At 38.2% G+C, this 23,507-nt stretch carries 20 protein-coding genes; 1 reads left to right on the forward strand and 19 read right to left on the reverse strand.

Translation table 11 applies throughout. The features are described from left to right. Window positions 1–9: 9 nt before the first annotated feature. The 18 genes from AB3N04_RS07220 to AB3N04_RS07305 all read right to left on the reverse strand — a co-directional run bounded on the left by AB3N04_RS07220 (window position 10) and on the right by AB3N04_RS07305 (window position 21,266). Entirely contained in the window at window positions 10–780 is a 771-nt protein-coding gene (locus tag AB3N04_RS07220) for an electron transfer flavoprotein subunit beta (RefSeq protein ID WP_368505431.1), read from the reverse strand. Window positions 781–819: 39 nt separating this feature from the next. Next, window positions 820–2,154, reverse strand: a complete 1,335-nt coding sequence (locus AB3N04_RS07225; RefSeq protein WP_368505432.1) for a hypothetical protein — start codon at window positions 2,152–2,154, stop codon at window positions 820–822. A 37-nt stretch (window positions 2,155–2,191) separates the two neighbouring features. Further along, entirely contained in the window at window positions 2,192–3,388 is a 1,197-nt protein-coding gene (locus tag AB3N04_RS07230) for an acetyl-CoA C-acyltransferase (protein WP_368505433.1), read from the reverse strand. Window positions 3,389–3,416: 28 nt separating this feature from the next. Further along, on the reverse strand, window positions 3,417–4,568 hold the full coding sequence (locus tag AB3N04_RS07235; protein ID WP_368505434.1) for an acyl-CoA dehydrogenase family protein: 1,152 nt from the start codon (window positions 4,566–4,568) through the stop codon (window positions 3,417–3,419). A 35-nt stretch (window positions 4,569–4,603) separates the two neighbouring features. Next, window positions 4,604–5,449 (reverse strand): 3-hydroxyacyl-CoA dehydrogenase NAD-binding domain-containing protein, encoded by an 846-nt coding sequence (locus AB3N04_RS07240; protein ID WP_368506006.1) that lies wholly within the window; start codon window positions 5,447–5,449, stop codon window positions 4,604–4,606. A gap of 223 nt (window positions 5,450–5,672) precedes the next feature. After that, window positions 5,673–6,434 carry an SDR family NAD(P)-dependent oxidoreductase gene (locus AB3N04_RS07245; RefSeq protein WP_368505435.1) on the reverse strand — a complete coding sequence of 254 codons (762 nt, stop codon included), beginning with the start codon at window positions 6,432–6,434 and terminating at the stop codon, window positions 5,673–5,675. 23 nt (window positions 6,435–6,457) lie between these two features. Then, window positions 6,458–6,859, reverse strand: a complete 402-nt coding sequence (locus tag AB3N04_RS07250; protein ID WP_368505436.1) for a PaaI family thioesterase — start codon at window positions 6,857–6,859, stop codon at window positions 6,458–6,460. A 17-nt stretch (window positions 6,860–6,876) separates the two neighbouring features. Further along, window positions 6,877–7,659 carry an enoyl-CoA hydratase/isomerase family protein gene (locus tag AB3N04_RS07255; RefSeq protein WP_368505437.1) on the reverse strand — a complete coding sequence of 261 codons (783 nt, stop codon included), beginning with the start codon at window positions 7,657–7,659 and terminating at the stop codon, window positions 6,877–6,879. A gap of 29 nt (window positions 7,660–7,688) precedes the next feature. Further along, entirely contained in the window at window positions 7,689–8,849 is a 1,161-nt protein-coding gene (locus tag AB3N04_RS07260) for an acetyl-CoA C-acyltransferase (protein ID WP_368505438.1), read from the reverse strand. A 24-nt stretch (window positions 8,850–8,873) separates the two neighbouring features. Further along, complete coding sequence (locus AB3N04_RS07265) at window positions 8,874–9,734, reverse strand: 3-hydroxyacyl-CoA dehydrogenase family protein (RefSeq protein WP_368505439.1); 861 nt, start codon at window positions 9,732–9,734, stop codon at window positions 8,874–8,876. Then, complete coding sequence (locus AB3N04_RS07270) at window positions 9,735–11,354, reverse strand: long-chain fatty acid--CoA ligase (protein WP_368505440.1); 1,620 nt, start codon at window positions 11,352–11,354, stop codon at window positions 9,735–9,737. 75 nt (window positions 11,355–11,429) lie between these two features. Continuing rightward, window positions 11,430–12,458: a TAXI family TRAP transporter solute-binding subunit gene (locus AB3N04_RS07275; protein ID WP_368505441.1), complete on the reverse strand. Its 1,029-nt coding sequence runs from the start codon at window positions 12,456–12,458 to the stop codon at window positions 11,430–11,432. 35 nt (window positions 12,459–12,493) lie between these two features. Next, window positions 12,494–14,449 (reverse strand): TRAP transporter permease, encoded by a 1,956-nt coding sequence (locus tag AB3N04_RS07280; protein WP_368505443.1) that lies wholly within the window; start codon window positions 14,447–14,449, stop codon window positions 12,494–12,496. Between the two features lie 44 nt (window positions 14,450–14,493). Continuing rightward, a complete protein-coding gene (locus AB3N04_RS07285; RefSeq protein ID WP_368505444.1) occupies window positions 14,494–15,642 on the reverse strand; it encodes an acyl-CoA dehydrogenase family protein in 1,149 nt (382 codons plus the stop codon). A gap of 249 nt (window positions 15,643–15,891) precedes the next feature. After that, a complete protein-coding gene (locus tag AB3N04_RS07290; protein ID WP_368505445.1) occupies window positions 15,892–17,598 on the reverse strand; it encodes a sigma-54 interaction domain-containing protein in 1,707 nt (568 codons plus the stop codon). 363 nt (window positions 17,599–17,961) lie between these two features. After that, a complete protein-coding gene (locus tag AB3N04_RS07295) occupies window positions 17,962–19,338 on the reverse strand; it encodes an MFS transporter (protein ID WP_368505446.1) in 1,377 nt (458 codons plus the stop codon). 688 nt (window positions 19,339–20,026) lie between these two features. After that, the gene (locus AB3N04_RS07300) at window positions 20,027–20,419 is read right to left on the reverse strand and encodes a hypothetical protein (protein ID WP_368505447.1); all 393 of its coding nucleotides are present in this window, start codon (window positions 20,417–20,419) and stop codon (window positions 20,027–20,029) included. Between the two features lie 229 nt (window positions 20,420–20,648). Next, window positions 20,649–21,266, reverse strand: coding sequence for a YrrS family protein (locus AB3N04_RS07305; RefSeq protein ID WP_368505448.1), 618 nt, complete (start codon window positions 21,264–21,266; stop codon window positions 20,649–20,651). A gap of 282 nt (window positions 21,267–21,548) precedes the next feature. Between AB3N04_RS07305 and AB3N04_RS07310 the strand changes: the two genes are divergently transcribed. Beyond that, entirely contained in the window at window positions 21,549–22,694 is a 1,146-nt protein-coding gene (locus AB3N04_RS07310) for an acyl-CoA dehydrogenase family protein (protein ID WP_368505449.1), read from the forward strand. A 304-nt stretch (window positions 22,695–22,998) separates the two neighbouring features. Here the strand turns inward: AB3N04_RS07310 and greA are convergent, their stop codons facing one another. Next, on the reverse strand, window positions 22,999–23,475 hold the full coding sequence (gene greA / locus AB3N04_RS07315; protein WP_047973541.1) for a transcription elongation factor GreA: 477 nt from the start codon (window positions 23,473–23,475) through the stop codon (window positions 22,999–23,001). Between the last annotated feature and the right edge of the window lie 32 nt (window positions 23,476–23,507).

Here is a 23,507-nt window from a genome sequence, read left to right on the forward strand (position 1 = left end):
TCCCTCCAATTAAATGACTTTTGCTTCAGATTTTAGAAGTGAAACGAGTTCCTTCACTTGCGTTTGTGGGTCACCCTCTAATTGTTTACCTGCTTGCTTATCTGGTGGTAGGAAAATGTCAAGTGTCGTTGTTTTTGCTTCCACATCTTCTTCTTCCAAATCAAGATCATCTAAATCAAGTGTTTCTAATGGCTTCTTCTTCGCTTTCATAATGCCTGGTAAAGATGGGTAACGGGGCTCATTTAAACCTTGTTGAGCCGTTACAAGAACTGGTAGTGAGACTTCAAGTGTTTCTTCGTCTCCTTCTACATCACGAACGATTGTTGCTTGACCATCTGCAACATCAAGCTTTGTAATCGTTGTCACTTGTGGAATATCTAATAGTTCTGCTACACGAGGTCCAACTTGTCCGCTTCCTCCATCAACAGCTACATTACCGCCTAAGATGATGTCATACTCTTGTTCTTTTAAGTACGCTGCAAGCATAGTTGCAGTTGTAAACTGATCAAACTCTTCCACATCTTCACTATCAAGTAATACGGCCTTATCAGCACCCATCGCAAGAGCGGTACGAAGTTCTTTTTCTGCTTCTTCTTCTCCTACTGTGACAACGGTTACTTCCCCGCCGTGCTCATCCCGAAGGACAATCGCTTCTTCAATCGCATACTCATCATATGGGTTAATAATGAACTCTGCGCCACCCTCATCAATGCGACCGTTTGAGATCGCAATTTTTTCCTCTGTGTCAAATGTACGTTTCATTAAGACGAAAATATTCATGCTTTATTCCCTCCAATTTTTCATTTTTAAGATCTGAATTTAACTTAAATACATTTGTACGATATAAATGCACATAGTGTAGACAATGGTCATGAGGACAATAAAAGGACCGTTATACTTGATTGCAATCTCAAAATACGTCCGATTTACCAGAGTCGTAATAATGGCATTTGCTGCTGAAATAGGAGATACGATAGTTGCAATAATCCAAGCACTCATTAAAGTAAGGGCAAAAGCAACCGGTTCTAGCCCAACTACTAAAGGGTTTACGGTAGCTGCCAATGCGCTTATGGTCACAATCTGATGCACCCCAATCATTGAAAGGGCTGTTGTTAATAGAATAATAGAGAGAATCATTAAAAGGATGGAGCTTTCACCTATAACTAAAATAGCTCGATTGATATACTCACCTAAAGTCGTATTAGAAATAACAGATCCGAAAAAGCCAGCTGTTAAAAACAACACCACTTCATTTGAGCTTAATAAAATCGTTTTTTTTCTATACTCTCTTAAATGATTGCCAAAAACATGAATAGATTTTAAATAGATACTCCATATTGAAGCTATTAAACACGCAGCAATCGTTACACTTGTGATCATGTTAATGGTAAGAATCCAATCAATGATGAAGACTGCTAAGAAAAACAATATAAAAACCGTGATTAATTCATAGATCTTTTTCATACGAACTGCCTGATTCGCAATCAATGGGAGTTCATCATATTTTCCTATTCTAGAAAATAAAAGGTTACTAACAAAAAGATGTGTAATCGCAACCGGTATGGCGAATGGCAAATAGCTGTACAAAGAAACTCCCACTAAATTCAGAACCAATAAAAGTGATGCAAAAAACGGAGACCACAGGAGAGTTGCTGTGAACCCCTGCATATAACTTCTTGCTAGTAACCCTTTTGACAGTGAGAGCTTGTTTAAAAGATTATCTATCAACTTGATTGAACCCATGTTGATCACTGGTCCAATGATGAAAAATACAGTTGTAATGGCTAAAAATAATCGATTATCATTTCGTCCATATCGTTTAATAAAGTTACTCAGTTGTTTATCATACTTCCCAAACCTCAAAGGAAACCCTAATACTGGAACTGTTACTAATAGTACGACTAATGGTAGATTCACAATTAAGCTGTTTTTTACATTTTCATATTGCTCCGTGTACATAACAAGAATAAAACCAATTAGTAGCATCATAGAGCTAATGACTTTAGAGAAACCCTTTAACTTATTCAGTAAGAGTACAATCACAATAAAGGTCAATACTGCCAACATTTTATCTCCGTGAGGGATGACAAAGAAAGTATGAACTAAGTACACTCCAATTAAAATCTGCATAAACCAAGCTCGTATATGGTCCATCGTCATTACCCCAGTGCGTCACTAATCACGATTCCAATTAGATTTGTAGATTTTCTATTATGGTTGTAATCCCTTGCCCTCCACCGATACATAAAGTAACAACTCCATAACGTAGATTGCGTCGTTGTAGTTCATTTAGTAATTTCGTTACGAGAATGGATCCGGTTGCGCCTATTGGATGTCCTAGCGCAATTGCTCCTCCATTGATATTAATTTTATCCATCTCAATGTTCAATTTTTTAATAACAGCTAGTGTTTGTGCTGCGAAAGCTTCATTAATTTCAAATAAACCGATATCTTCCAGTTGAAGATTTGCCATCTTCAATGCTTTTTGAGTAGAATACACAGGGCCGATGCCCATAATGTCAGGTGAAACACCTACACTCGTATGAGCTAAAATTCTAGCCTTACTCGTTAATCCATACTTGTCGGCTGAATCTTTGTCCATCATTAAAATAGCCGAGGCCCCGTCATTTCGACCACTTGAACTTCCAGCCGTAACGGTCCCACCTTTTTTAAAAACAGGCTTTAAGCTACTTAGTTTATCTAATGTGGTTAATCTCGGGTGTTCATCCTCTTCAAATAAAATCGTTTGTTTTCTATATTTAACTTCATAAGGAACAATCTCTTCTTTATAAAGACCAGCTTGTATCGCTTGATCGGCTAGTGTTTGACTTCTTTGTGCGAATTCATCTTGTTCTTCTCTACTAATATTGTATTTCTCTGCTAGATTTTCAGCAGTCATGCCCATCGTTAAATCCTCACCATACTCTTCATAAGGCTGGGAACGTGGTTGGCTTTCTGTATTCGGATCTAGGAAGAGACCATTCCCAGTCCCAAAACCAAAGCGACCATTGCGAATATAATAGGGAGCGGTACTCATACTTTCAGCTCCTCCCGCTATCACAACATCAGAGATCCCTTGCTTAATTTGAAGATCAGCATTATTAATCGCTTGTAAACCTGACCCGCACTGACGATGAACGGTATAGCCTGGTACATGAATAGGAAGTCCGGCTCTTAGGAGTGACAACCTTGCCAGGTTAGGGGCATCAGCACTTTGTTTGGCCTGCCCTAAAATCACTTCATCCACTAATTCTTTTTCTAGCTGATTTCTTTTAAATAATTCAGCAATCACTTTCGATGCCAAATGATCAACCGTTTCTTCTTTTAATGTTCCTCCTAATTTACCAATAGCCGTTCTAACCGAGTCTACAATGACCGTTTCTCTCATTACGACACCTCCTATACCTTCATTTCATTTATTTTTTAAATTCTCTTTTCAACTCACCTGCAATGATATTTCGTTGAATTTCTGAGGTTCCTTCATAAATTTTTGTAATTCGCGCATCACGAAAATACCGTTCAATTGGATAGTCTTTCATATAACCAACTCCCCCATGAATTTGAACCGCTAGATCTGCAATTCGGTTATATACCTCAGAGCCGTATAACTTAGCAATCGCAGCCTCTCTTACGACCCTTTGTTTTTGGTCAGTCATCCAGGCTACTTTGTACGTTAATGCCCTAAGCGCTTCAATTTGCATCGAAATGTCAGCTAACATATGTTGAATTGTTTGGTGTTCAAAAATGGGTTTATTAAATTGTTTTCTTTCAAAAACATACTCCATACAATGCTCTAGCAATTTGACACACGAACCTAGATTTCTAGCTGCCAGGCCTGCTCTACCATTAGCAAGGATCTTTAATGCATTAACATAACCTTGCCCCTCTTCCCCTAACACATTTTCAGCAGGAACTTCCAAGTTATCAAAAAACAACTCGGCTGAATGAGAGCCTCGAAGACCCATTTTTTCTTCAACCGTACCTAACTGAAAACCAGGGAAATCTTTCTCGACGATAAAAGAAGTAATTCCTTTTGCACCCTTAGTAGGGTCTGTTACCGCCATTACCGTAAAGACGTGACCATCAACTGCATTCGTAATATAATGTTTTGAACCGTTGATGATGTACTTATCCCCCTTCTTTTCTGCTTTCGTCTTTAAATTAGCTGCATTAGAACCTGCGCTTGGTTCTGTCAGTGCAAATGCCCCAATCCATTCTCCTGTAGCCATTTTTGGTAAGTATTTTTGCTTTTGCTCTTCACTTCCTAATTCCACAATGCCTACTGACCCAATTCCTGTATGTGCTCCAATGAGGGTTGTATAGCCATTATGCGTCTTACCAAGCTCTTCATAAATCGCGCATTTGCCAACCATATCAAGTCCCAAGCCACCATATTCTTCAGGAATACTTAAGCCGAATAACCCTAAATCTTTTGATTTGTTTTTCACATCTTCTGGTATCTCGTTTGTTTCCTCAATCTTCATCGCAAACGGTTCAACTTCTTCTTTTACAAACTTACGGACGCCTTTTCTTAAAAATTCAATTTCCTCCGTCAAAGTAAAGTTCATCGTCTACTTCCCCCTTAAGTTCTTTTTTATTTGTTTCAATGGTATTGGTAGAAACCGGCACCAGATTTACGTCCCAACTTTCCTGCTTTCACATATTTAATTAACAGTGGACAAGGTCTATATTTCTCTCCTAGTGTGTGATAGAGGTATTCCATATTGCGTAACCGACTATCTAACCCAACAAGATCAGCAAGTTCTAGGGGTCCCATAGGATGGTTAAGTCCTAACTTCAGAGCTTTATCAATATCTTCTGCTGATGCCACTCCTTCCATCAACATATTCATAGCTTCATTTCCAATCAAACAGTTCATCCTACTCGTCACAAACCCTGGAAACTCGTTTACTTCTATTGTTTCTTTTCCTAAGTTGCCCCCTAAATCTTGAGTGATCTTTACCGTTTCTTCTGAGGTATCTAATCCTTTAATGATTTCAATTAATTTCATTTTGTGAACAGGATTAAAGAAATGCATCGCGATCACTTTATCTGCCCTAGACGTTGCTGCTCCGAGTTCAGTAGGGCTCATTGTAGATGTATTAGTAGCTAATACCGTATGGCTTGGGCATATTTCATCAAGTTGCTTAAAGATCTCTATCTTCAAATCCATTTTTTCTAACACTGCTTCAATGACAAAGTCGGCATTAATCGCAGCTCTCTTTAATTCCGTTGTATACTCTAGATTCCTTTTTGCACGAACCACTACCTCATTAGTTAGAAAGCCTCTTGCAATACTTTTTTCAAGTTCCTCTTCTATATAGACTTTCGCTCTTTCAAGTGCTTCCTCACTGATGTCTTGTACCGTAACTTGAAAATCACTTATTGCCCCAATATAAGCAATTCCTCTCCCCATAACACCTGACCCAATAACAGATAGATTTTTCAACTTCCTCACCTCAACAAAAATGACTTCAATATACTCTGTTCGTTTAAAATGCAATTTCCGTGCCACTTTTTATCAACGTGCGCATGCAACTTACAGTAGGTTTTTAATACACTTCATTAACTTAGTAATACATATTAGTATTGCGTGATTCATTTTTGTATCAAACACTTAAAAAAGACGTATTCCCACTACTTAGGAATACGTCTTTCTACTTCAACTTCAATTAGTTTTTAGGGCCACCAGCCACATATAAAACTTGACCACTAACAAACGAAGAAGTATCTTGTGCAAAAAAGAGGGCAGCATTTGCTATATCTTCAGGTTTTCCAGTTCTTCCAACAGGAATTGCAGAGCGCTTCTTATCAATTAGTTCTCGAAAATCAATCCCTAACCTACTTGCAGTCTGCTTTGTCATTTCAGTCTCTATAAAACCAGGTGCAATCGCATTAACGGTAATATTATACTTCCCAAGTTCTAGAGCAAGTGTTTTTGTGAAACCTTGGATCCCCGCTTTAGCTGTCGAATAATTGGCTTGACCTTTATTACCAAGTGCGGAAGTAGAAGATATATTAATAATTCTCCCGTACGTTTGCTTTACCATTTGTTCTTGGAAGATTTGACTACAAATAAAAGCACCTTTTAAATGAACACTTATGACTGAATCCCAATCGTCCTCACTCATTTTAAATAACAGATTATCTCGAATAATCCCTGCATTATTGACTAAAATGTCGATTCGATTCCCTGTAAGTAGTACTTCTTTGTAAACTCTCTCAATCTCTGATCTATTACAAATATCTACTATACGTGTGAATAATCGATTATTCTCTTCACTATATTCTTTTTTAACAACCTCGAGGCTCGATTCATCTTTATCAAGTACCCAAACAGTGGCTCCTTCAGATAAAAACAATGAAACGATTGCCTTTCCTATTCCTCGACTTCCTCCTGTTACACAAGCTACCCTTCCAACTAATGCTCCCAAACCCTCATCTCCTTACTGCACGTCTAACTGTGTATCACTTTAAATGTCCCAATCCCTTTTGACACTACTAATCCTTCTTCTGTCTTTAAGTCGGCTTCTACGGTTACAATTTTGTAACCCTTCTGGATAATGGTAGCTGTTGCTGTCAGCACCCCTTTTGAAACAGCTACCAGATAATGAATGTTTAAATTTAAGGTTACACAGTCTTTTCTCGTTAAAGCACGTATCGCCATCCCCATTACAATGTCCAGCATGGAGGCCTGCACTCCCCCATGCAAATTACCATTGATGTTAATGGCATGATTTTGCATCTCAAATGTTAATACCACACGGTCTTCTTCAAATTCGGTAATTTTAAATCCCATGTGCTTAAAAAAAGGACTACCCGTAATACTTTGTTCTACACGTTCTAGAGAGTGAGTCATCAGCTGCTCCTTTAACATTATTTACCAATGAAACTAGGCTTTCTTTTATCAAGGAAAGCTTCTGTTCCTTCATTCTTATCTTCGGAGGAAAACAAAATGCCTTGTGCAAGTTTTTCAATGAGCTGACCAGTCTTAATATCTGTTTCAGAACCATATTGAACAGCTAGCTTTGCTAACTTAATCGCTAATGGGCCTTTAGATAAAATTTGATGAGAGGTTTGTAAGACTGCTTCATATAGATGTTCGGTCTCAACCGCTTCTGAAATCAACCCTATCCGATGCGCTTCATCTGCATCAATGATTTTCCCTGTTAGGATTAGCTCTAACGCTTTTCCTTTACCAACTAATCTTGTTAATCGCTGTGTTCCACCGGCTCCAGGAATAATAGCTAAACTTAATTCAGGGAGCCCCATTTTTGCATTTCTTGAAGCAATACGGATATCACAAGCCATTGCCAATTCACACCCACCTCCAAGAGCAAAACCATTAATCATCGCGATCGTTGGCTTTTCATAGGCTTCAATCTCGTCATAGACTTCCTGCATCCCACCAGACTTAAAAACATCAATCATTGATTTCTGTTTTAACTGAGCGATATCCGCTCCAGCGGCAAATGATTTTTCTCCCTTTCCAGTAAAAACGACACACCCAACTGAATCGTCTTCTTTTAACTCTCTTAGTGCATTTGAAATTTCTGTTAATGTTTCTTTATTAAGAGCATTGCGTACTTCCGGACGGTTGATCGTAATAAAGGTTATTTGCCCCTCTCTTTTTATCTCAATATTCAAATAATTAATCATTCAACTTCCTCCTTTTTCTATGGCTGATTTTATCTTTCTAAAATAAGAGCAATGCCTTGCCCGCCACCTATGCAAGCAGTTACGAGACCTCTCTTAACATCTCTTCTTTTCATTTCATATGCAAGCTTTGTAATAAGCATCGAGCCTGTTGCAGCAATTGGGTGCCCATGAGCTATGGCCCCACCATTAACATTGACTTTTTCCATATCAAATGAAAGTTCGCGGTCACATGCGATTACTTGTGCAGCAAATGCTTCATTTAATTCAACTAGATCAAAATCTGATAGAGTCAAACCCGTTTTTTTCAATAATTTTTTCACAGCAGGAACGGGGCCAATTCCCATAATATTTGGATCTGTTCCTGCAATTGCCCAGTCTCTCACCTTAGCAAGCACCTCAAGATTACGCCGTTTAGCTTGCTCTTTAGACATCATAACTAATGCTGAAGCTCCGTCGTTAACACCTGAAGAATTACCAGCTGTTACAGAACCACCTTGTTTAAATACAGGATTTAATTTATTTAACGTTTCAATCGTCGAAGTAGGTCTTGGATGTTCATCTTTTTCAAATACCATTGTCCCTTTTTTTGAGGGAATTTCTAATGGTACGATTTGTTCAGCAAAAAATCCTTGTTCCACTGCTTCTTGCATTCTCATTTGACTTCTTAGTGCATATTCATCTTGTTCTTTTCTTGAAATCTCATATTTTTCTACTAGATTTTCAGCGGTGATTCCCATTGGAGGATCACCAATCCGTTCTGGTGATAGTTTTCTTTTTTTGAAAGACGGAGGCATACGATCAAAAGCTCTCGTTTGAGGTGCTAAAAGGTAAGGAGTTCGTGACATACTTTCCGTCCCTCCTGCGACAATGATTTCATCAGGATTTAACTTGATGCGATCTGCTGCAAGACCTACACTATTTATCCCTGATCCACACTGTCTATCAATCGTCAACCCACCTACACCGAGAGGTAAACCTGCTTCTAACAACGTTAAACGTGCTGCATTCCCACCACCCGAAAGGCAATTTCCAAATATTACATCTTCCACTTCTTCTCCTGTCACATTGGCTCTTTTAAGCGCTTCCTTAATAACTGGGGCCCCGTATTCATGAGGATCTAAACTTGAAAGAGACCCGCCCTGCTTCGCAATGGCTGTTCTGACCGCTGATACAATGACTGCTTCACTCATCTTCAAATCACCCTTTTCTTCGTTTTAGCTGTACGTATAAAATCCTTTTCCTGTTTTTCTACCTAACTCTCCTTTATTTACTTTCTCGCGGATAAGTTCAGCTGGCTTATCTTTTTCATTTCCTGATTCTTCGAAACGTTGCATCCGCACAAAGTAGTTCACATCAATTCCTGTAAGGTCCATTAATGCAAAGGGTCCAATCGGATGATTGAGAGCTTTTGTACAGACAAGATCAATTTCTTCATGTGAGGCATAACCGTTTTCAAGTAAAAATACTGCTTCATCCATTAACTTCCCTAGGATTCTATTGGCAATGAAACCAGAAATCTCTTTATTTAACAGGACGGGGGTTTTCTTAATGCTTTTGACAAAATCGTGCGCTATCTGAGCGGTCTTCTCTGATGTATGTGGACCTTTTACAACCTCTACTAACTCCATGACTAGAGCAGGATTAAAGAAATGAATATTACATACTTTATCAGGTCTGAATGTAGCATCTGCTACTTTTGAACTGACAATCGTGGAACTATTTGTAGCAAAAATAGCTTCTACTTTTACAATACTATCTAATTGTTTGAAAACCTCTCGTTTAATGTCTAACTTTTCCGTAGCCGCTTCAATAATAAGATCTGCATCACTTAAACCATGTAATGATAGAGTGGTACTGATTTTTGCAAATGCTTCATCTACTTGTCTTTCATCCAACCTACCTTTATCTATTCTCTTTTGCATTTGAGCTTGGAGTGACTGAATCCCTCGATCTAAACTCGCTTGACTGATATCTTGTAAAACAACGGGATATCCTGCTAATGCACAGACCATAGCTATTTGAGACCCCATAGCCCCTGCTCCGACCACGCCTACACGCTTAATTTGATTGTTCATTTATAACGCATCCTTTCTTGTGTGTTTAGCCAATTCACTCTCTACTAATTTTCTTTTTAGAAGCTTTCCTACTGTGTTGCGTGGTAGCTCACTGACAATTTCAAAAAAATTAGGGACTTTATAATTGGTTAAATTCCGATAACAGAAACCACGAATTTCTTCTGTATCAGCCTGAGTTCCTTCTTTGAGCACAATAAACGCTTTAATCATTTCCCCTTTCTCCTCGTGAGGAATTCCTACTACTGCTGCTTCTCGCACATCTTGATGCTCATATAGAACATTCTCCACCTCTTGAGGATAAACATTAAAGCCGCCGTTGATGATCATCTCTTTTTTTCGCCCCACAATATAAAAATAACCATCATCATCCATCATTGCTAAATCGCCTGTATACAACCATCCATTTCTCAATGCATGATTTGTCTCTTTCTCATTATTTAAGTACCCCTTCATAATCTGAGGTCCTTTAATAACTAATTCACCTACACATCTGCTCGGTAATTCGTTATTATCATCATCAATAATTTTACTATCGGTGCCTGGAAGAGGAATGCCTACACTTCCAATTTTCCTTATACCAACCGTCGGGTTTCGATGTGTAGAAGGAGAGGCTTCTGACATTCCAAATCCTTCCCCAATAACAGCCCCGGTTAATTTCTCAAACTTATTAATTATTTCTATTGGAAGAGGAGCTGAGCCACTCGAACAGAACTTTAGACAATCAAGCCGATACTTCTCTACTTCAGGATGCAAAACAAAAGAAGTATATATTCGTGGAACACCTGGCAGGAAGGTAGGTTGATATTTTTTGATCGTATCTAGTGCCAAGTTAATTTCAAATTGCTTTAAGAGAATGATCGTCGCTCCTATATAAATGCCTAAATTCATTGAAGCTGTCATGGCGTATACATGATAGAGGGGAATAGCCGTTAAAATTCTTTCGTTTCCTTCTAGCATCTTCTCTCCATACATAACACGGCTCTGCACAACATTCGCCACTAAATTATAGTGAGTGAGCATAGCTCCTTTCATTTTCCCCGTTGTTCCACCTGTATATTGAATGACCGCAACGTCTTCTTGCACATTTATTCTCGTATGTTGAACTTTATTTTCTCCTTCCTCCATTAGTTCTTCTAAGCTAAAATATCCATCGTGTTCGTTTGATCGAACCGAGTTACCTGTAATAATCACTTGATCAATCGAATGTAGAAATTGAACCTGTGTGACAGTATCCAGACTATCAGCTTCCACTATGAGCTGTTTCATTTCAGAATTACTAACAATTTGGACCAATTCTCTTGGGGTGTACCTCGGATTAACTTGAACAACTATCAACCCAAGCGCTTGTGCTGCGTAGAATGAAATAATATAATTGGGATGATTCGATAGCATCAAACCAATCGTTTCTCCTTTTTTCATGCCAAGTGACTTAAACGATTCTGCTAATTTGTTTACCTTCTGAAAAAGTTCTTTATAAGTAAGTGAATGATCTTCATAGATAATTGCTACTTTATCGCTGTAGGTTCCAGCGCTTTTCTCTAAGATGGAATACAGTGATACTAAGGGAATTTCAAGCTGATCTTCAACCTCTTGTGAAGCTTTCAACCAGGGACGTGTCATAATATTTCACCCTTTCTATAAAGATCTAATATGTACGCACATGCAAAATATAAGGGATTTTGCATGTGCTTTTTTTTACTCTATTGCCCCAATTTCCTCATAATATTGTCTAGCACCGGGATGCAATGTATCTGGATCTACCCCATCAAAAACAGTTTCTAACGTGAAATCAACCGCTCTAGTAGGAACTTGTTCTTCAAATATACTCATATTTTCCCAAAGAAGCTTTGTAAGGTCATACACGTAAGAATCTGGTAATTCACTACTGATTGTTAACATTGCAATGGTTGTGTATGTGGGAATTTCTTCATCTAAGCCTTTGTATGAGCCTGCAGGCAAATTATCGTAAGAAATTCCATATCCTTTTTCTTCAATGCTCTTTAATTTATCCTCATCGATCGGTATCACTTTAACTGCACGCGTTAACTCAATTTCTTGTAAGGCTTGCACTTGTGGTGCCCCTCCAGCTACAATGACATCTACATTCCCATCAGTAAGCATGGAAGCCCCATCAGAATAGTTACCATATGAAATGTTTCCGCCAGAACTTTTAATTACATCTTCATCAATTCCGTATTCTTCCATCATTCTCCAAAAAGCTACTGGTCCACCACCATCTTGTGGTCCAAGAAAAATATGTTTATCTACAATATCCTCGATACTCTCAATGCTATCATTATCAGCTAATGTGGCAATGGTTTGATAAACCGGATAAAGAGAAGCGATACCTGTTGGTTTTGTTAGGGTCTCTTCAAATGTTCCACTCCCATTTAAAGCATCGGCAAAGTCTGAGGTGAAGTTCATACTCATTTCAATATCACCAACTTCCATTGCGCGCAAGTTAGATACTGAACCACCTTCTAACTGTGAAACATTTAGATTAGAAAAATTATCCATATATACTTCTGATAGAATTGTAGTAATTGGGTACCAACCTGACCCCATCGGCCCCGAACCAATTCTTAAAAAACGTTCTGGGGCTTCTAGTTGCTCTACAGCAGAATCCTCTGCTGTAGAACTATTTACTTCTTCGCTTTCTCCACAAGCTGCTAACAAAGCTACTAATAAAAATAGTAGTAACGTACTTAAAATAATTTTCTTCATAATACCCTCCCGCTTTCTGATTTTTATTGAACGTCCTACACAACCATTTCTTGATTGGAATTTACTTTATTTGACCTTTTCAATACTAAAATCATGATCAATAAGACAATGCCTATAAAATCAGTGATCATTCCTGGAATAACTAAAGAGATCGCTCCCACGAATAATACAATTCGTTGGATTACGTTTAGGATTCCATTTAAATACCCCTCTACTGCTGCGGCAAAAATAAAGCAGCTAATTAAAGCGCTTACAGTTGTAAAAATAATCTCCCCCACTCCAGCTCCTTGCATCAGTAAGCCAGGGTTGTACACGAAAATAAAAGGAATAAAAAATCCACCTAATCCTATTCTCATCGCATAAAAAGCTGTACCATTTGGGCTTGATCCTGCTATACCAGCAGTTGTGTATGCCGTGATTGCAACAGGCGGTGTTAATCCAGAAAGCACTCCAAAATAAAATACAAACATGTGAGCTGCGATTAAGTTAACTCCAAGGTCCATTAAAGCTGGTACACCAAGTATTGATAATATGACGTAAGCTGATACAGTCGGCATTCCCATACCAAGAATGATTGAGGCAATCGCCATTAAGATCAGCAATACCAAAAGGTTACCACCAGCAAGGTCTACCATGAACCTTGAAAAAGTTAAGCCAAGACCAGTCAACGAAACTGCACCAACAATAATTCCGGCGGTGGCACAGGCTGCGACTACTGCAAGGGCACTTTTAGCACCATTTTCTAACGCTGCTAATATGCTTAATAGATTCATTCTCGTTTGCCTACGAACCCAACTGAGAATGACTGTGGCAATAATAGCATAGAACCCTGCTCTCATCGGACTATATCCGTAAACCATTAATCCAATAATGAGAAGGATCGGTAGGAATAAATAACTCTGTTTCAACAAAACTTCTCTAACGCTTGGAAGTTGCTCTTTAGGAATTCCAACTAACTTGAGACGTTTTGCATGAAAATACACAATAAAACCTGCGATTAAAAAATAAATAACGGCTGGTATTAATGCATACAACGCCAGTTGAATATAAGGAACTCCTGTTGCTTCTGCCATGATGAATATCGCCGCACCCATAATTGGTGGCATAATTTGCCCACCTTGAGAAGATACTGCTTCAACTGCAGCTGCAAATTTCTTATTATAGCCAAGTTTCTTCATCAGAGGAATCGTGAAGGAGCCTGTGATCGCAGCATTAGCAGCTCCATTCCCAGTAATAGTAGAAACTAATGCAGAAGCCCCAACAGCCGAAAGAGCAGGTCCTCCTGATTTGTTACCTAAAGCACCGAACGCAAAATTCGTAAAAAATTGACCACCACCAGATTTCATTAAAAATGAACCGAATATAACAAAAAGAATCAGCATCGTTGAACTCACATAGATTGGTGCACTAAATATCCCTAGGGTACTATTGAACATTTGGTCGATGACTTTCCCGTAACGGACCCCCGGATGTGCCAAAGCCCCGATAAAATATTCACCTAGGAAAATATAAATGAGGAAGAACAAACCTATGGCAGCCATAATAATTCCATTGGTACGCCTTGTCGCTTCTAAAATTAAGCCTAACAATACCGTCCCAACTATCATGTCATTAACACTGACGTTCCCCTGTCTCGCTTGTATTCCGGAAGCATCCATAATCATATATAACGCTGTTATTAATGTGACTAACACAAATAGTACATCTAACCAACCAAAGGACTTCCCTTTTCTAAAAGGAAAAATCATAAAGATTAACAAAATGGCCCAAATCAAATGTAGACTCCTATGTTGCCACGAAGGTAAGGTACCATAACCAGCTGTATACACATGAAATACTGACAATCCAATCGCTAAAATCGCAACCGCTAATGTTAATATTCTCGCCTTGTTCCACCTTTCCCCTCTAGTCATCCACAGCGTTTCAATTAAAGTTGGTTTTACTTCTATGGTTGTATCAATTTTTTCAGTTTTCTTATGCCCAGGCTCCACCTTTTCACCACCTCGCTGCTTATCAAAATATATTTACTTTCTACTTAGTTTTCTTCTAGAATTCTTCTAGAAATGATTAAACGTTGAATTTCATTTGTACCTTCATAAATTTTCGTAATCCTTGCATCACGATAAAAACGCTCTACCGGGTATTCCGCAATGTACCCAATACCACCATGTATTTGAAGGGCTTTATCTGCTACTCGGTTAAATACATCAGAAGCAAATAATTTAGCCATAGAGGCTTCTTTAATCACTTTCTTTCCTTCATCAATCATGACTGCAGCTTTCATTGTTAGAGCTCTTGCAGCTTCTGTTTCTGTAGCCATATCTGCTAACATCCATTGAATCCCTTGATTAGAAGCAATTGTTTTACCAAATTGAACTCTTTCTTTCGAATACTTTGCTGCTAATTCAATTAATTTATCACAAGATCCAACAGCTCTTGCAGCTAAGCCCACTCTGCCTTCACCCAAAATCGTTAGAGCCGACATGTACCCCATGCCTACTTCTCCAATTACGTTCTCATCAGGTACGATACAATCTTCAAAAATGACTTGAGAAGTATAAGAGCCCCTCAATCCCATTTTCTTATCTTTTTTTCCAATAATTAGACCTGGGAAATCTTTTTCAATTAGGAATGCTGTAATTCCTCCCTTTGCTCCTTTGTCTTTATCAGTTAGGGCAAAAACGGTAAAGACATCTGCTACCGGACCATTTGTAATAAAGTGCTTCGTACCATTTACGACCCAATAATCACCTTTTTTTTCTGCTCTAGTTCCTAGGTTAGTAGCATCCGAACCCGCTTGGGGTTCTGATAAAGCAAAAGCGGCAATTTTCTTACCAGCAGCCATATCTGGTAAATATCGCTTCTTCAAATCATCAGAAGCTAATCGAACTAACCCTGTACTACCAATTCCCGTATGAGCACTAATTAGTGAAACGAATCCATTATGTGTTCTTCCTAATTGTTCAAGAACGATGGCTTTACCTACTGCTCCTAATCCAATTCCACCATATTCTTCTGGGATACTCATCCCAAATAGTCCTAATTCTTTTGCTTTATCTACTAAATGCTCAGGAATAGCATCATCGTCTTCAATTTTTTGAGCAAGTGGTTCTACTTCCTTCTCTACAAAATTATGAATCATTGATTTCATTTGTTGAATCTCATCTGTGATAATCGCTGTCATTTGTTCTTCCCCCTTTTAATTTCCTACACTTAATTAGTAATGCAATACTCATGCCAACTAATTAGAATAATCCAAAAACTAGATCTAACTTGCTTCCTCCACTTGTTTATTCATCATCGCAAGGGTAAAAGAAAAATAGTCAATTCACGCTTGTATCTTTTTCAGTATCTACTTCGATACGAAAATAACTTAATCATTCAAAAATGAATCACTCCAAAAAAAGAACCCCTATTAATAGGGGTTCTTTTTTTACTTTTTAATCGATAAATTATATTTCTTTAGTTTCCTTACAATAGTAGGCTGACTAGTTTCAAGTCGTTTCGCAATATCATAGGTGTTATCGTACTTTTCTGCAGCTAGCGCAAGTACTTTTTTCTCTGCATTTTCTACCGCTTGTTTTAGTGTAAATGACTCACTTAAATCATCAGTTAGTTTTTTTGGATCTAGATACTCGTCTGGTAAATGCTTCAGGTCAATTTCTTCTTCGCTTGTTACTAATACCAATCTTTCAATTAAATTAGATAACTCTCTAACGTTCCCCGACCATTCACAACTATAGAAGAAATTTTTCAATTTATGACTGACCGTTTTCTTCATATTGTATTTTTGATTAATTTGATTAAGAAACATACTAATAAGTGGAACAATATCATCCCGTCGCTCCCTTAAAGGAGGAATTTTTATAGGAATCACATTTAACCGATAATAAAGGTCTTCTCTAAATGACCCTTCTCTTACCATATCCTTCAAAATTCGATTAGTTGCTGCAATCACTCTTACATTCACCTTTTTCGTTTTTGTCCCTCCTACTCTCATAATCTCTTGTTCCTGTAGAACCCTAAGAAGCTTCACTTGCAATGAAAGAGAAAGTTCTCCAATTTCATCTAAGAATAAAATTCCATTGTCTGCTAACTCAAACATTCCAGCTTTACCATTTTTACTAGCTCCAGTAAATGCTCCACTTTCATATCCGAAAAGTTCTGATTCAAGCAAGTCTGGAGGAATCGCGCCACAATTTACTTTAATGAAATTTCCTTCTTTTGCTCTTATACTGTTATTGTAAATATACTTAGCTAAAACATCTTTACCTACCCCTGTCTCACCTAAAATTAAGACAGTTGCATCAACATTGGCAATTCGATTAGCCGTTTCAAATATTAGCTTTAATTCTGGACTTGATATTACAACACCTGTCTCATCAAAAGTCTTTCCTTTCAGTTGTTCTAACTCTTTTTTGTAGGTTTCATTTAGTTCCATCGCTTTTCTTAAAGCTACTTGTAATTCATTCAATTCCGAGAGATCTCTTATATTCGTAACAATTTTTTCTATTTCTCCATTTTTATCAAAAACAGGATTACCTGTAATTAACGTCTCTTTCCCTTGAAAGTTAGACTGTACAAAAGAAACCGTTCTTCTTTTTCTAAGTACATGGTGTGTAACAGAATTTTGGAGAATCCCTCTTTTTATTAACTCATCTACTTTTTTCCCTATATAATACTCCTTTGGAATTCCTGTAATTCGTTCTATTGCTGAATTTGTCTTCAATGTCATTCCTGTATTATCCGTAATATAAATGACATCATACGAATTTTCGATAATTGCATCTAACTCTCTATTTAATTGTTCAGTGTCTTTTAACTTGATCATGAGTTTTTCGATACTATTTTCATTGGTGCTCAATTCCACACCGATATAGAGATACTCTATGTTGCTAGTATCGTCCATTTCACTTCTTATAAACAAATACGAATGATCATGAATGACCATTTCTAACATGTTATTATTGAAGTACCGTTTAATAGTGTGATTTCCATCCAAGACTCGATCATTTTTTTGGAGAACTTTATTCATAAGAGTATTGGGAATCATAATTTCACCTTTCTCATCTCCAATAAAAGATGGGAAGGGAATAGAATGCAGCGAGTCCTTATCGATTGAATATTCAGACTTAAACATGTGTATCACCCCTATTTCGAAACTCGAATTAAATAATGATAAAGGTAGACCCTTTTTTTATGTAATTGCACCATTACGTTATTTAATTAAAGACAACTATTCTACTTGTTTCCATAAAAATCGAGGAAATCCTTTATAAAAATCGAAAATGTTCCATTATACGTAAAGAATAATGATTTGCACCTGAAGAAGAAGCTGAATATAAATACCCAGCTTCTTTCTTATTTGTATTATTGGTCTAGATAAGGAATTCACACCAACTCAGGAACCGTCACAAATTCAAGTCCTTGCTCTTGCTAAGTTGGGATGATTTGACGTAAGGATACGATTGACATTTTGAGCTAGCCTCTTTTTTTATCCTACTTAGACCTTCCTCTGTTCCAGCTCAGCTAAAATAATGGGATAGTTGCGATCAAGCTTATACATCCACAGTAAGAATACTTGTAGAAAACATAACGCGAGTGGCAGGTAAATATTGAGGGTAAGGATCATCGTAATCGCCATTGTTGATTGCTCATTAGCTGCCCCAACATAACCGCCAAATGCTAGCAGCCACCCAATTAATGCACTCCCTACCCCGGTTCCGACTTTCATACCGAAGCTTGCAGCACTATTGATTAATCCTTCTGTCCGGAAACCATTTTTCCATTCACCGTATTCATTTGTATCATTAATCATCGCATAGAGCAGGGTCAGGACTGGGATCAAACTAAAACCTTGAATCACTGTACCTGCTAGAAAAACCGTAGCATTAGTCGGATCAATAAGCTTCACAAGTGGACCAAAAATAGCAATAACTGAGACAACTAGTGCGATATTTCGTTTCCCATATCGCTTAATTAATGGGGCAATAAAGAAGAAGCAGATGATGCTCGGAATAAACAATGCTAAACTTATTAAAGAAAAATAAGTTCCACTTCCTAATACATAAATGGCATAATACAGTCCTGCTCCTGTAAGTAGCGCATTCACTGTGTAAGTGACGACACAATAAGCCGTAATGATTAACCAGTATTTGTTGGTCATAAGCGCTTTTAAACCCAGATTTAACGGGACATCATCTTTTGGTTGCGTGCTAGAAGTTCCTACACGTTCTTTTGTTGCTCTAAAAGCAATGATGCTTGTCGTCACAATGATGATCCCTGCTAATACGGCAACAACCGTCCACCCGAGTTGTCCACCAATTGCAGAGGCTAATGGTTGAGCCATTGTCATCACAAGGAGCGTACTCGACATCGTGAAAATTCCTGTATATACATTTGTCATTGAACGGCCTTGTTGATCTTGAGTCATTAAACCGAGAAGGGTTTTATAAGGAATCGAGATCGCTGTATACACTAAAATTAATAAGATATATGTAATGTAAGCATAAATGATTTTCCCGGTCATACTGATATCTGGCACAGTGAAAAGCATGATCGTCGCAATTGCCAGTGGAAGTGTCATCCAAATAATCCAAGGACGAGCTTTCCCATGCTTTGATTTCGTACGATCGACAACCGTCCCCATTCCAATATCTGTTACCCCGTCAAATAGACGAGCTACAAGCATCAATGTCCCAACTACCCCAGCCGATATCCCTGCCACGTCCGTGTAGTAAAAAGTTAGAAAAGAGCCTACTAACGTCCAAACAAGGATGATTCCAAAGAAACCTAAACCATAATTCAACATTTCCTTAGTACCCGGTCTTTCTACTGCTTGAGCAGGTTTCAGCTTTTCTTGTTTCGCTTCTAACATCATTTCTCCCCCTTTATGTACGCGCTTTCATTTAACTCTTTAAATACTAACCGTTTAGTATGTTTATTATATACATACTATTCTGTTTATTTAAAGTCTTTCCCTTCATTCTTAGAAAAAAAGTACAATCAAAACAAAGGAAAGCCTGCTTCTTATTTAAAGAAGCAGGCTTTCCTTATATGTGTCTTACAGTAAAGACATAATTAAACTAATAACTACAATTGCCCCAATAATCATTAAAATTGTTCTAAGCATCTTTATCATCCTCTCTTATCTCTGTGCTTAGTAATATGTTCCCTCCATTTCAAAAAGATAAACTGGTTTAATGTGGGATATTGTTTAATATTCTATTAGCACCATGAAAAGGTTCCAATGATGTTGGTTTATTCGTGTATGTACATGAGCGAAGATTTGGAAAGGGGTTATTTTTTTATTAATGATACAAACGAAAAAATTAATATAAGTGAAAACGATTAGGAGGGTACTAAAACTTTGGAAGAGCTATGTTTTTATTGGCACCGATAATTTTGAAGATAAATATCACCATGCCATCAAAATGAGCATATAGAGAAAGCTCTTTGTCCTGACTACTATATAAAATGGCTTGATGGGATAAATGGTTGATTAATTAAAATAACAGATCGATCTTGGTCAAACACTCATCTACCTCTATATGACATCATTTAACTATTTAAACATTCTTTACTATAATCCCTAAAATAATTAGAACAATCATGGCTACAGAATTAAATACTGGATAATAGGTACTGCGAATTACATCAGGAAATTTCCGCTTACAAACCATGAGAAAAACCAAGATATTCCCTAAGTAAAGTACTACTATTAGAATGCCTGCCGTAGCAAAAGCTACCATTGAAGGGATAAATGAAAGAACAATGATTGCGATACCTGATACAGTAAGCATAGCTGTGATTTGATGCCAAGCAACCGTAAATCCTGCTTTTGCCAAATCGGTTATAGACGCTTGCTTCAACTCTCGAATGATTGTTTTTTCCCCCCATCTTCCATGTAAAATTGCAGTTGTGACTGCTGCTAGCCCTGCAAGTAAATACAAAACATTCAATTGATTTTCCTCCAATCTTTAATCTCTTTCTTTTCTTTACCCAATTTAAATAATCTAACCATAGTAAAAATAAAACAAACTTCCTTACAAGAGCAGTGAACTTGTTTTAAAACGAGGCAAAATTAAAAATGAGTCCGGTACAATACCGAACTCATTTTGAACAAGCTGCCTGACTTTAATAACCGTCTCTAAATTTTTAGGAATCTTAGAAACAGATTCAGTGTTTTAATTATCCTCTTCTGTATGGATTGTTTGATAATTGTTCTTTTGATACGGGTTGCCAGCCTTGTCCATCTACCCACTCAAGACGTACTTGATATGGCGACGTTTGCTGATCAGGCGCACTTACTGTTCCGATCACAGAGGTCGGACCGCCATTTTCTAAACGCCATGTAATCATGTCTTCTCCAAGACCCGTTGCATATCTAAGTGCACGCTCCATTTCATTCCAGTTCGTGCCACCTCTTGTAAAATCATGTGAAAAGTCACCTGATTGGTTTGTACCAACTGGCTCCCACTCTCCATCTTCTGCTGGTTCTAAGTCATCCTCTTCTGTACCTTCTTCGTCTTCATCTTCCTCTAAAGCATCCTCATCAGGTGCTTCTTCAGGTGCTTCAGTCGTTTCATCTGTTTCTGGTGCAGGTTCAGATTCACTCTCGATCTCTACACTTTCTTCTGATTCTTCATCTATTTCAAGTGCTACATCTTCTGTATCAGAAGAGCCGAGGAATATTTGCGCAGCAAACACGATAATTAAGACAACAACTAATCCTATAGCTACGTTTAAAACCGTATTCATGCGCTTCTTTTTTCGATGTTCAAAACGTGTTCCTTGCACACGAGTCACGTCCTCTCTCTTAATCTATGAAAGTATTATACAAAATCTTAAACAAAAAGGCTAATCAGTCTTACCTTTTTTATAAAAATGGACAAATTTATTGCGCCTATTTGCTTTACCTACTCTATAGTAGCAAACGTCGCATCTTCGTTGGGAATTTAACGAAAATCTACATATTTTTTCACGACTGAATCAAAATTGAGATCAATGAAAGGTTGAAGGTCTTCCTTTTGCGTTTTAATCTAACTTTGCGTATCCTATTTGTATGATTCATGAATGAGGAGGATATCCGTGTCTCAATTATTAAAGCAATCAAACGATCGAAAAAAAGATCTACAACCACTCATCACTCAATTTCATAAACGAGCTGCTAAGCATGATCAAGAACGAAGCTTTCCTTTTGAAAATATAGAAGAACTAAAACAAATCGGCTACACAAGTCTCACTGTTCCAAAACGTTACGGTGGAGCTGATATATCGTTATATGAGTTCGTACGTCTTCAAGAGCTATTAGCCCAAGGTGATGGTTCTACCGCCCTCTCAATTGGTTGGCATATGGGGATCATAAAAAATTTAGGAGAACAAGGAAAATGGGACCCGACTTTATTTAAAGAGATCGCTGAAGAAGTGTTGCGAGATGGCAAATTAATCAATGCTGCTGCTACTGAACCAGATACCGGCAGTCCTACCCGTGGTGGTAAGCCGCAAACAACTGCTTCACGGGATGGGAACGCCTGGGTCATAAATGGTAAAAAGACCTTCACGACGATGGCACCCGTCCTTGATTATTTCATCGTAACGGCCTCTCATAATGAGGACGATGGAATCGCAAACTTTCTCATCCCTCGTCAACTTGAGGGTGTAACGATTGAGGAGACGTGGAATACAGTTGGCATGCGTGCAACCGGAAGTCATGACTTGATTCTAAAAGATGTACGTGTCCCTACTCGTTATTTATTAGAACCACTCATTGGTGGTGAAAAGCCTGCAATGGGCTGGTTGCTTCATATCCCTGCCTGCTATTTAGGCATTGCCCAGGCAGCTCAACAAACAGCGATTGACTATGCTAAGACTTATTCACCAAATAGTATTAACGGAACTATAAGTGAACTTCCAAATGTGCAACAACGTATTGGGGAAAATGAAGCAAAGTTAATGCAGAGTAGGCATTTTCTTCATTCGGTCGCAAAAAAATGGGATGATACGCCAATAGAAGAGCGCGCATTCATGAAACCGGAGTTAGCAACGGTTAAGATGATGGTCGTTAACACGGCGAATGAAGTGGTCGATCAGGCCATGCGTGTAGTCGGAGCCAATAGTTTATTTCATGACAATCCATTGCAGCGCTATTACCGTGACGTACGTGCAGGGCTTCACAACCCGCCAATGGATGATATGACCGTCATCCAGCTTGCAAAAGAGGCGTTAGAACACTAAATATATTATTGGAGGAGGCTGGGACATAATTAGAGAATTTGACTCATGATACGAACGAAGCGCTAATCTAGCGGATGAACTATACGGAGACTTCTGCGGGGACTAGAGCAGGAGTGAGATCCCACAGGGCAAAGCCCGAGGAAGCTCACTAGCTCCCCGCGAAAAGCGAAGTTTAGTTCAGGAGCGGTATACATAGGTCGCATCTGTAATGTTCGGATTCACATAAGTTAAAATTCTTTTGTCTCAGCCTCTTTTCTTTTCACACAAAAAACCGCCACATCTGTGACGGTTTTCGTGTATCTTATTAATTAATTTCTAAAATTTCAATCGACATATCGCCAGCTGGAGTTTGTACGGTTACTTTATCTCCAACTGAGCGGCCTAGGATGCTTTGAGCCATCGGTGAGTCGTTCGAGATTTTACCTTCTGCCGGATCACTCTCTGCACTACCTACAATTGTATACTCTTCTTCGTCCCCATCAGGAAGCTCAACAAACTTTACACGCTTACCTAGTGATACAACATGAGATGAGCCAGCTTCTTCTTCAATCATAACAGCATTACGAATCATTTTCTCAAGCTGAATGATACGTCCTTCAACGAATGCTTGCTCTTCTTTAGCAGAATCATACTCGGAGTTCTCCGATAAATCACCAAAACTACGGGCAATTTTTATACGTTCTACGACCTCTTTACGTCGCTCTGTTTTTAGAAATTCTAATTCGTCTTCTAATTTACGCTTACCCTCTTCGGTCATATAATGCTTTTTTTCTTCTGCCATTGACTTTCACTCCTCGTCATATATATCCAATA

The sequence above is a fragment of the Alkalihalophilus sp. As8PL genome, assembly GCF_040939795.1.
GTDB lineage: Bacteria > Bacillota > Bacilli > Bacillales > Bacillaceae_D > Alkalihalophilus > Alkalihalophilus lindianensis.

Excerpts from the sequence above, each read along its gene's own strand:
- AB3N04_RS07220 (WP_368505431.1), bottom strand. The coding sequence starts at position 780 with ATGAATATTTTCGTCTTAATGAAACGTACATTTGACACAGAGGAAAAA.
- AB3N04_RS07225 (WP_368505432.1), bottom strand. The coding sequence starts at position 2,154 with ATGGACCATATACGAGCTTGGTTTATGCAGATTTTAATTGGAGTGTAC.
- AB3N04_RS07230 (WP_368505433.1), bottom strand. The coding sequence starts at position 3,388 with ATGAGAGAAACGGTCATTGTAGACTCGGTTAGAACGGCTATTGGTAAA.
- AB3N04_RS07235 (WP_368505434.1), bottom strand. The coding sequence starts at position 4,568 with ATGAACTTTACTTTGACGGAGGAAATTGAATTTTTAAGAAAAGGCGTC.
- AB3N04_RS07250 (WP_368505436.1), bottom strand. The coding sequence starts at position 6,859 with ATGACTCACTCTCTAGAACGTGTAGAACAAAGTATTACGGGTAGTCCT.
- AB3N04_RS07255 (WP_368505437.1), bottom strand. The coding sequence starts at position 7,659 with ATGATTAATTATTTGAATATTGAGATAAAAAGAGAGGGGCAAATAACC.
- AB3N04_RS07260 (WP_368505438.1), bottom strand. The coding sequence starts at position 8,849 with ATGAGTGAAGCAGTCATTGTATCAGCGGTCAGAACAGCCATTGCGAAG.
- AB3N04_RS07265 (WP_368505439.1), bottom strand. The coding sequence starts at position 9,734 with ATGAACAATCAAATTAAGCGTGTAGGCGTGGTCGGAGCAGGGGCTATG.
- AB3N04_RS07270 (WP_368505440.1), bottom strand. The coding sequence starts at position 11,354 with ATGACACGTCCCTGGTTGAAAGCTTCACAAGAGGTTGAAGATCAGCTT.
- AB3N04_RS07275 (WP_368505441.1), bottom strand. The coding sequence starts at position 12,458 with ATGAAGAAAATTATTTTAAGTACGTTACTACTATTTTTATTAGTAGCT.
- AB3N04_RS07285 (WP_368505444.1), bottom strand. The coding sequence starts at position 15,642 with ATGACAGCGATTATCACAGATGAGATTCAACAAATGAAATCAATGATT.
- AB3N04_RS07290 (WP_368505445.1), bottom strand. The coding sequence starts at position 17,598 with ATGTTTAAGTCTGAATATTCAATCGATAAGGACTCGCTGCATTCTATT.
- AB3N04_RS07295 (WP_368505446.1), bottom strand. The coding sequence starts at position 19,338 with ATGATGTTAGAAGCGAAACAAGAAAAGCTGAAACCTGCTCAAGCAGTA.
- greA (WP_047973541.1), bottom strand. The coding sequence starts at position 23,475 with ATGGCAGAAGAAAAAAAGCATTATATGACCGAAGAGGGTAAGCGTAAA.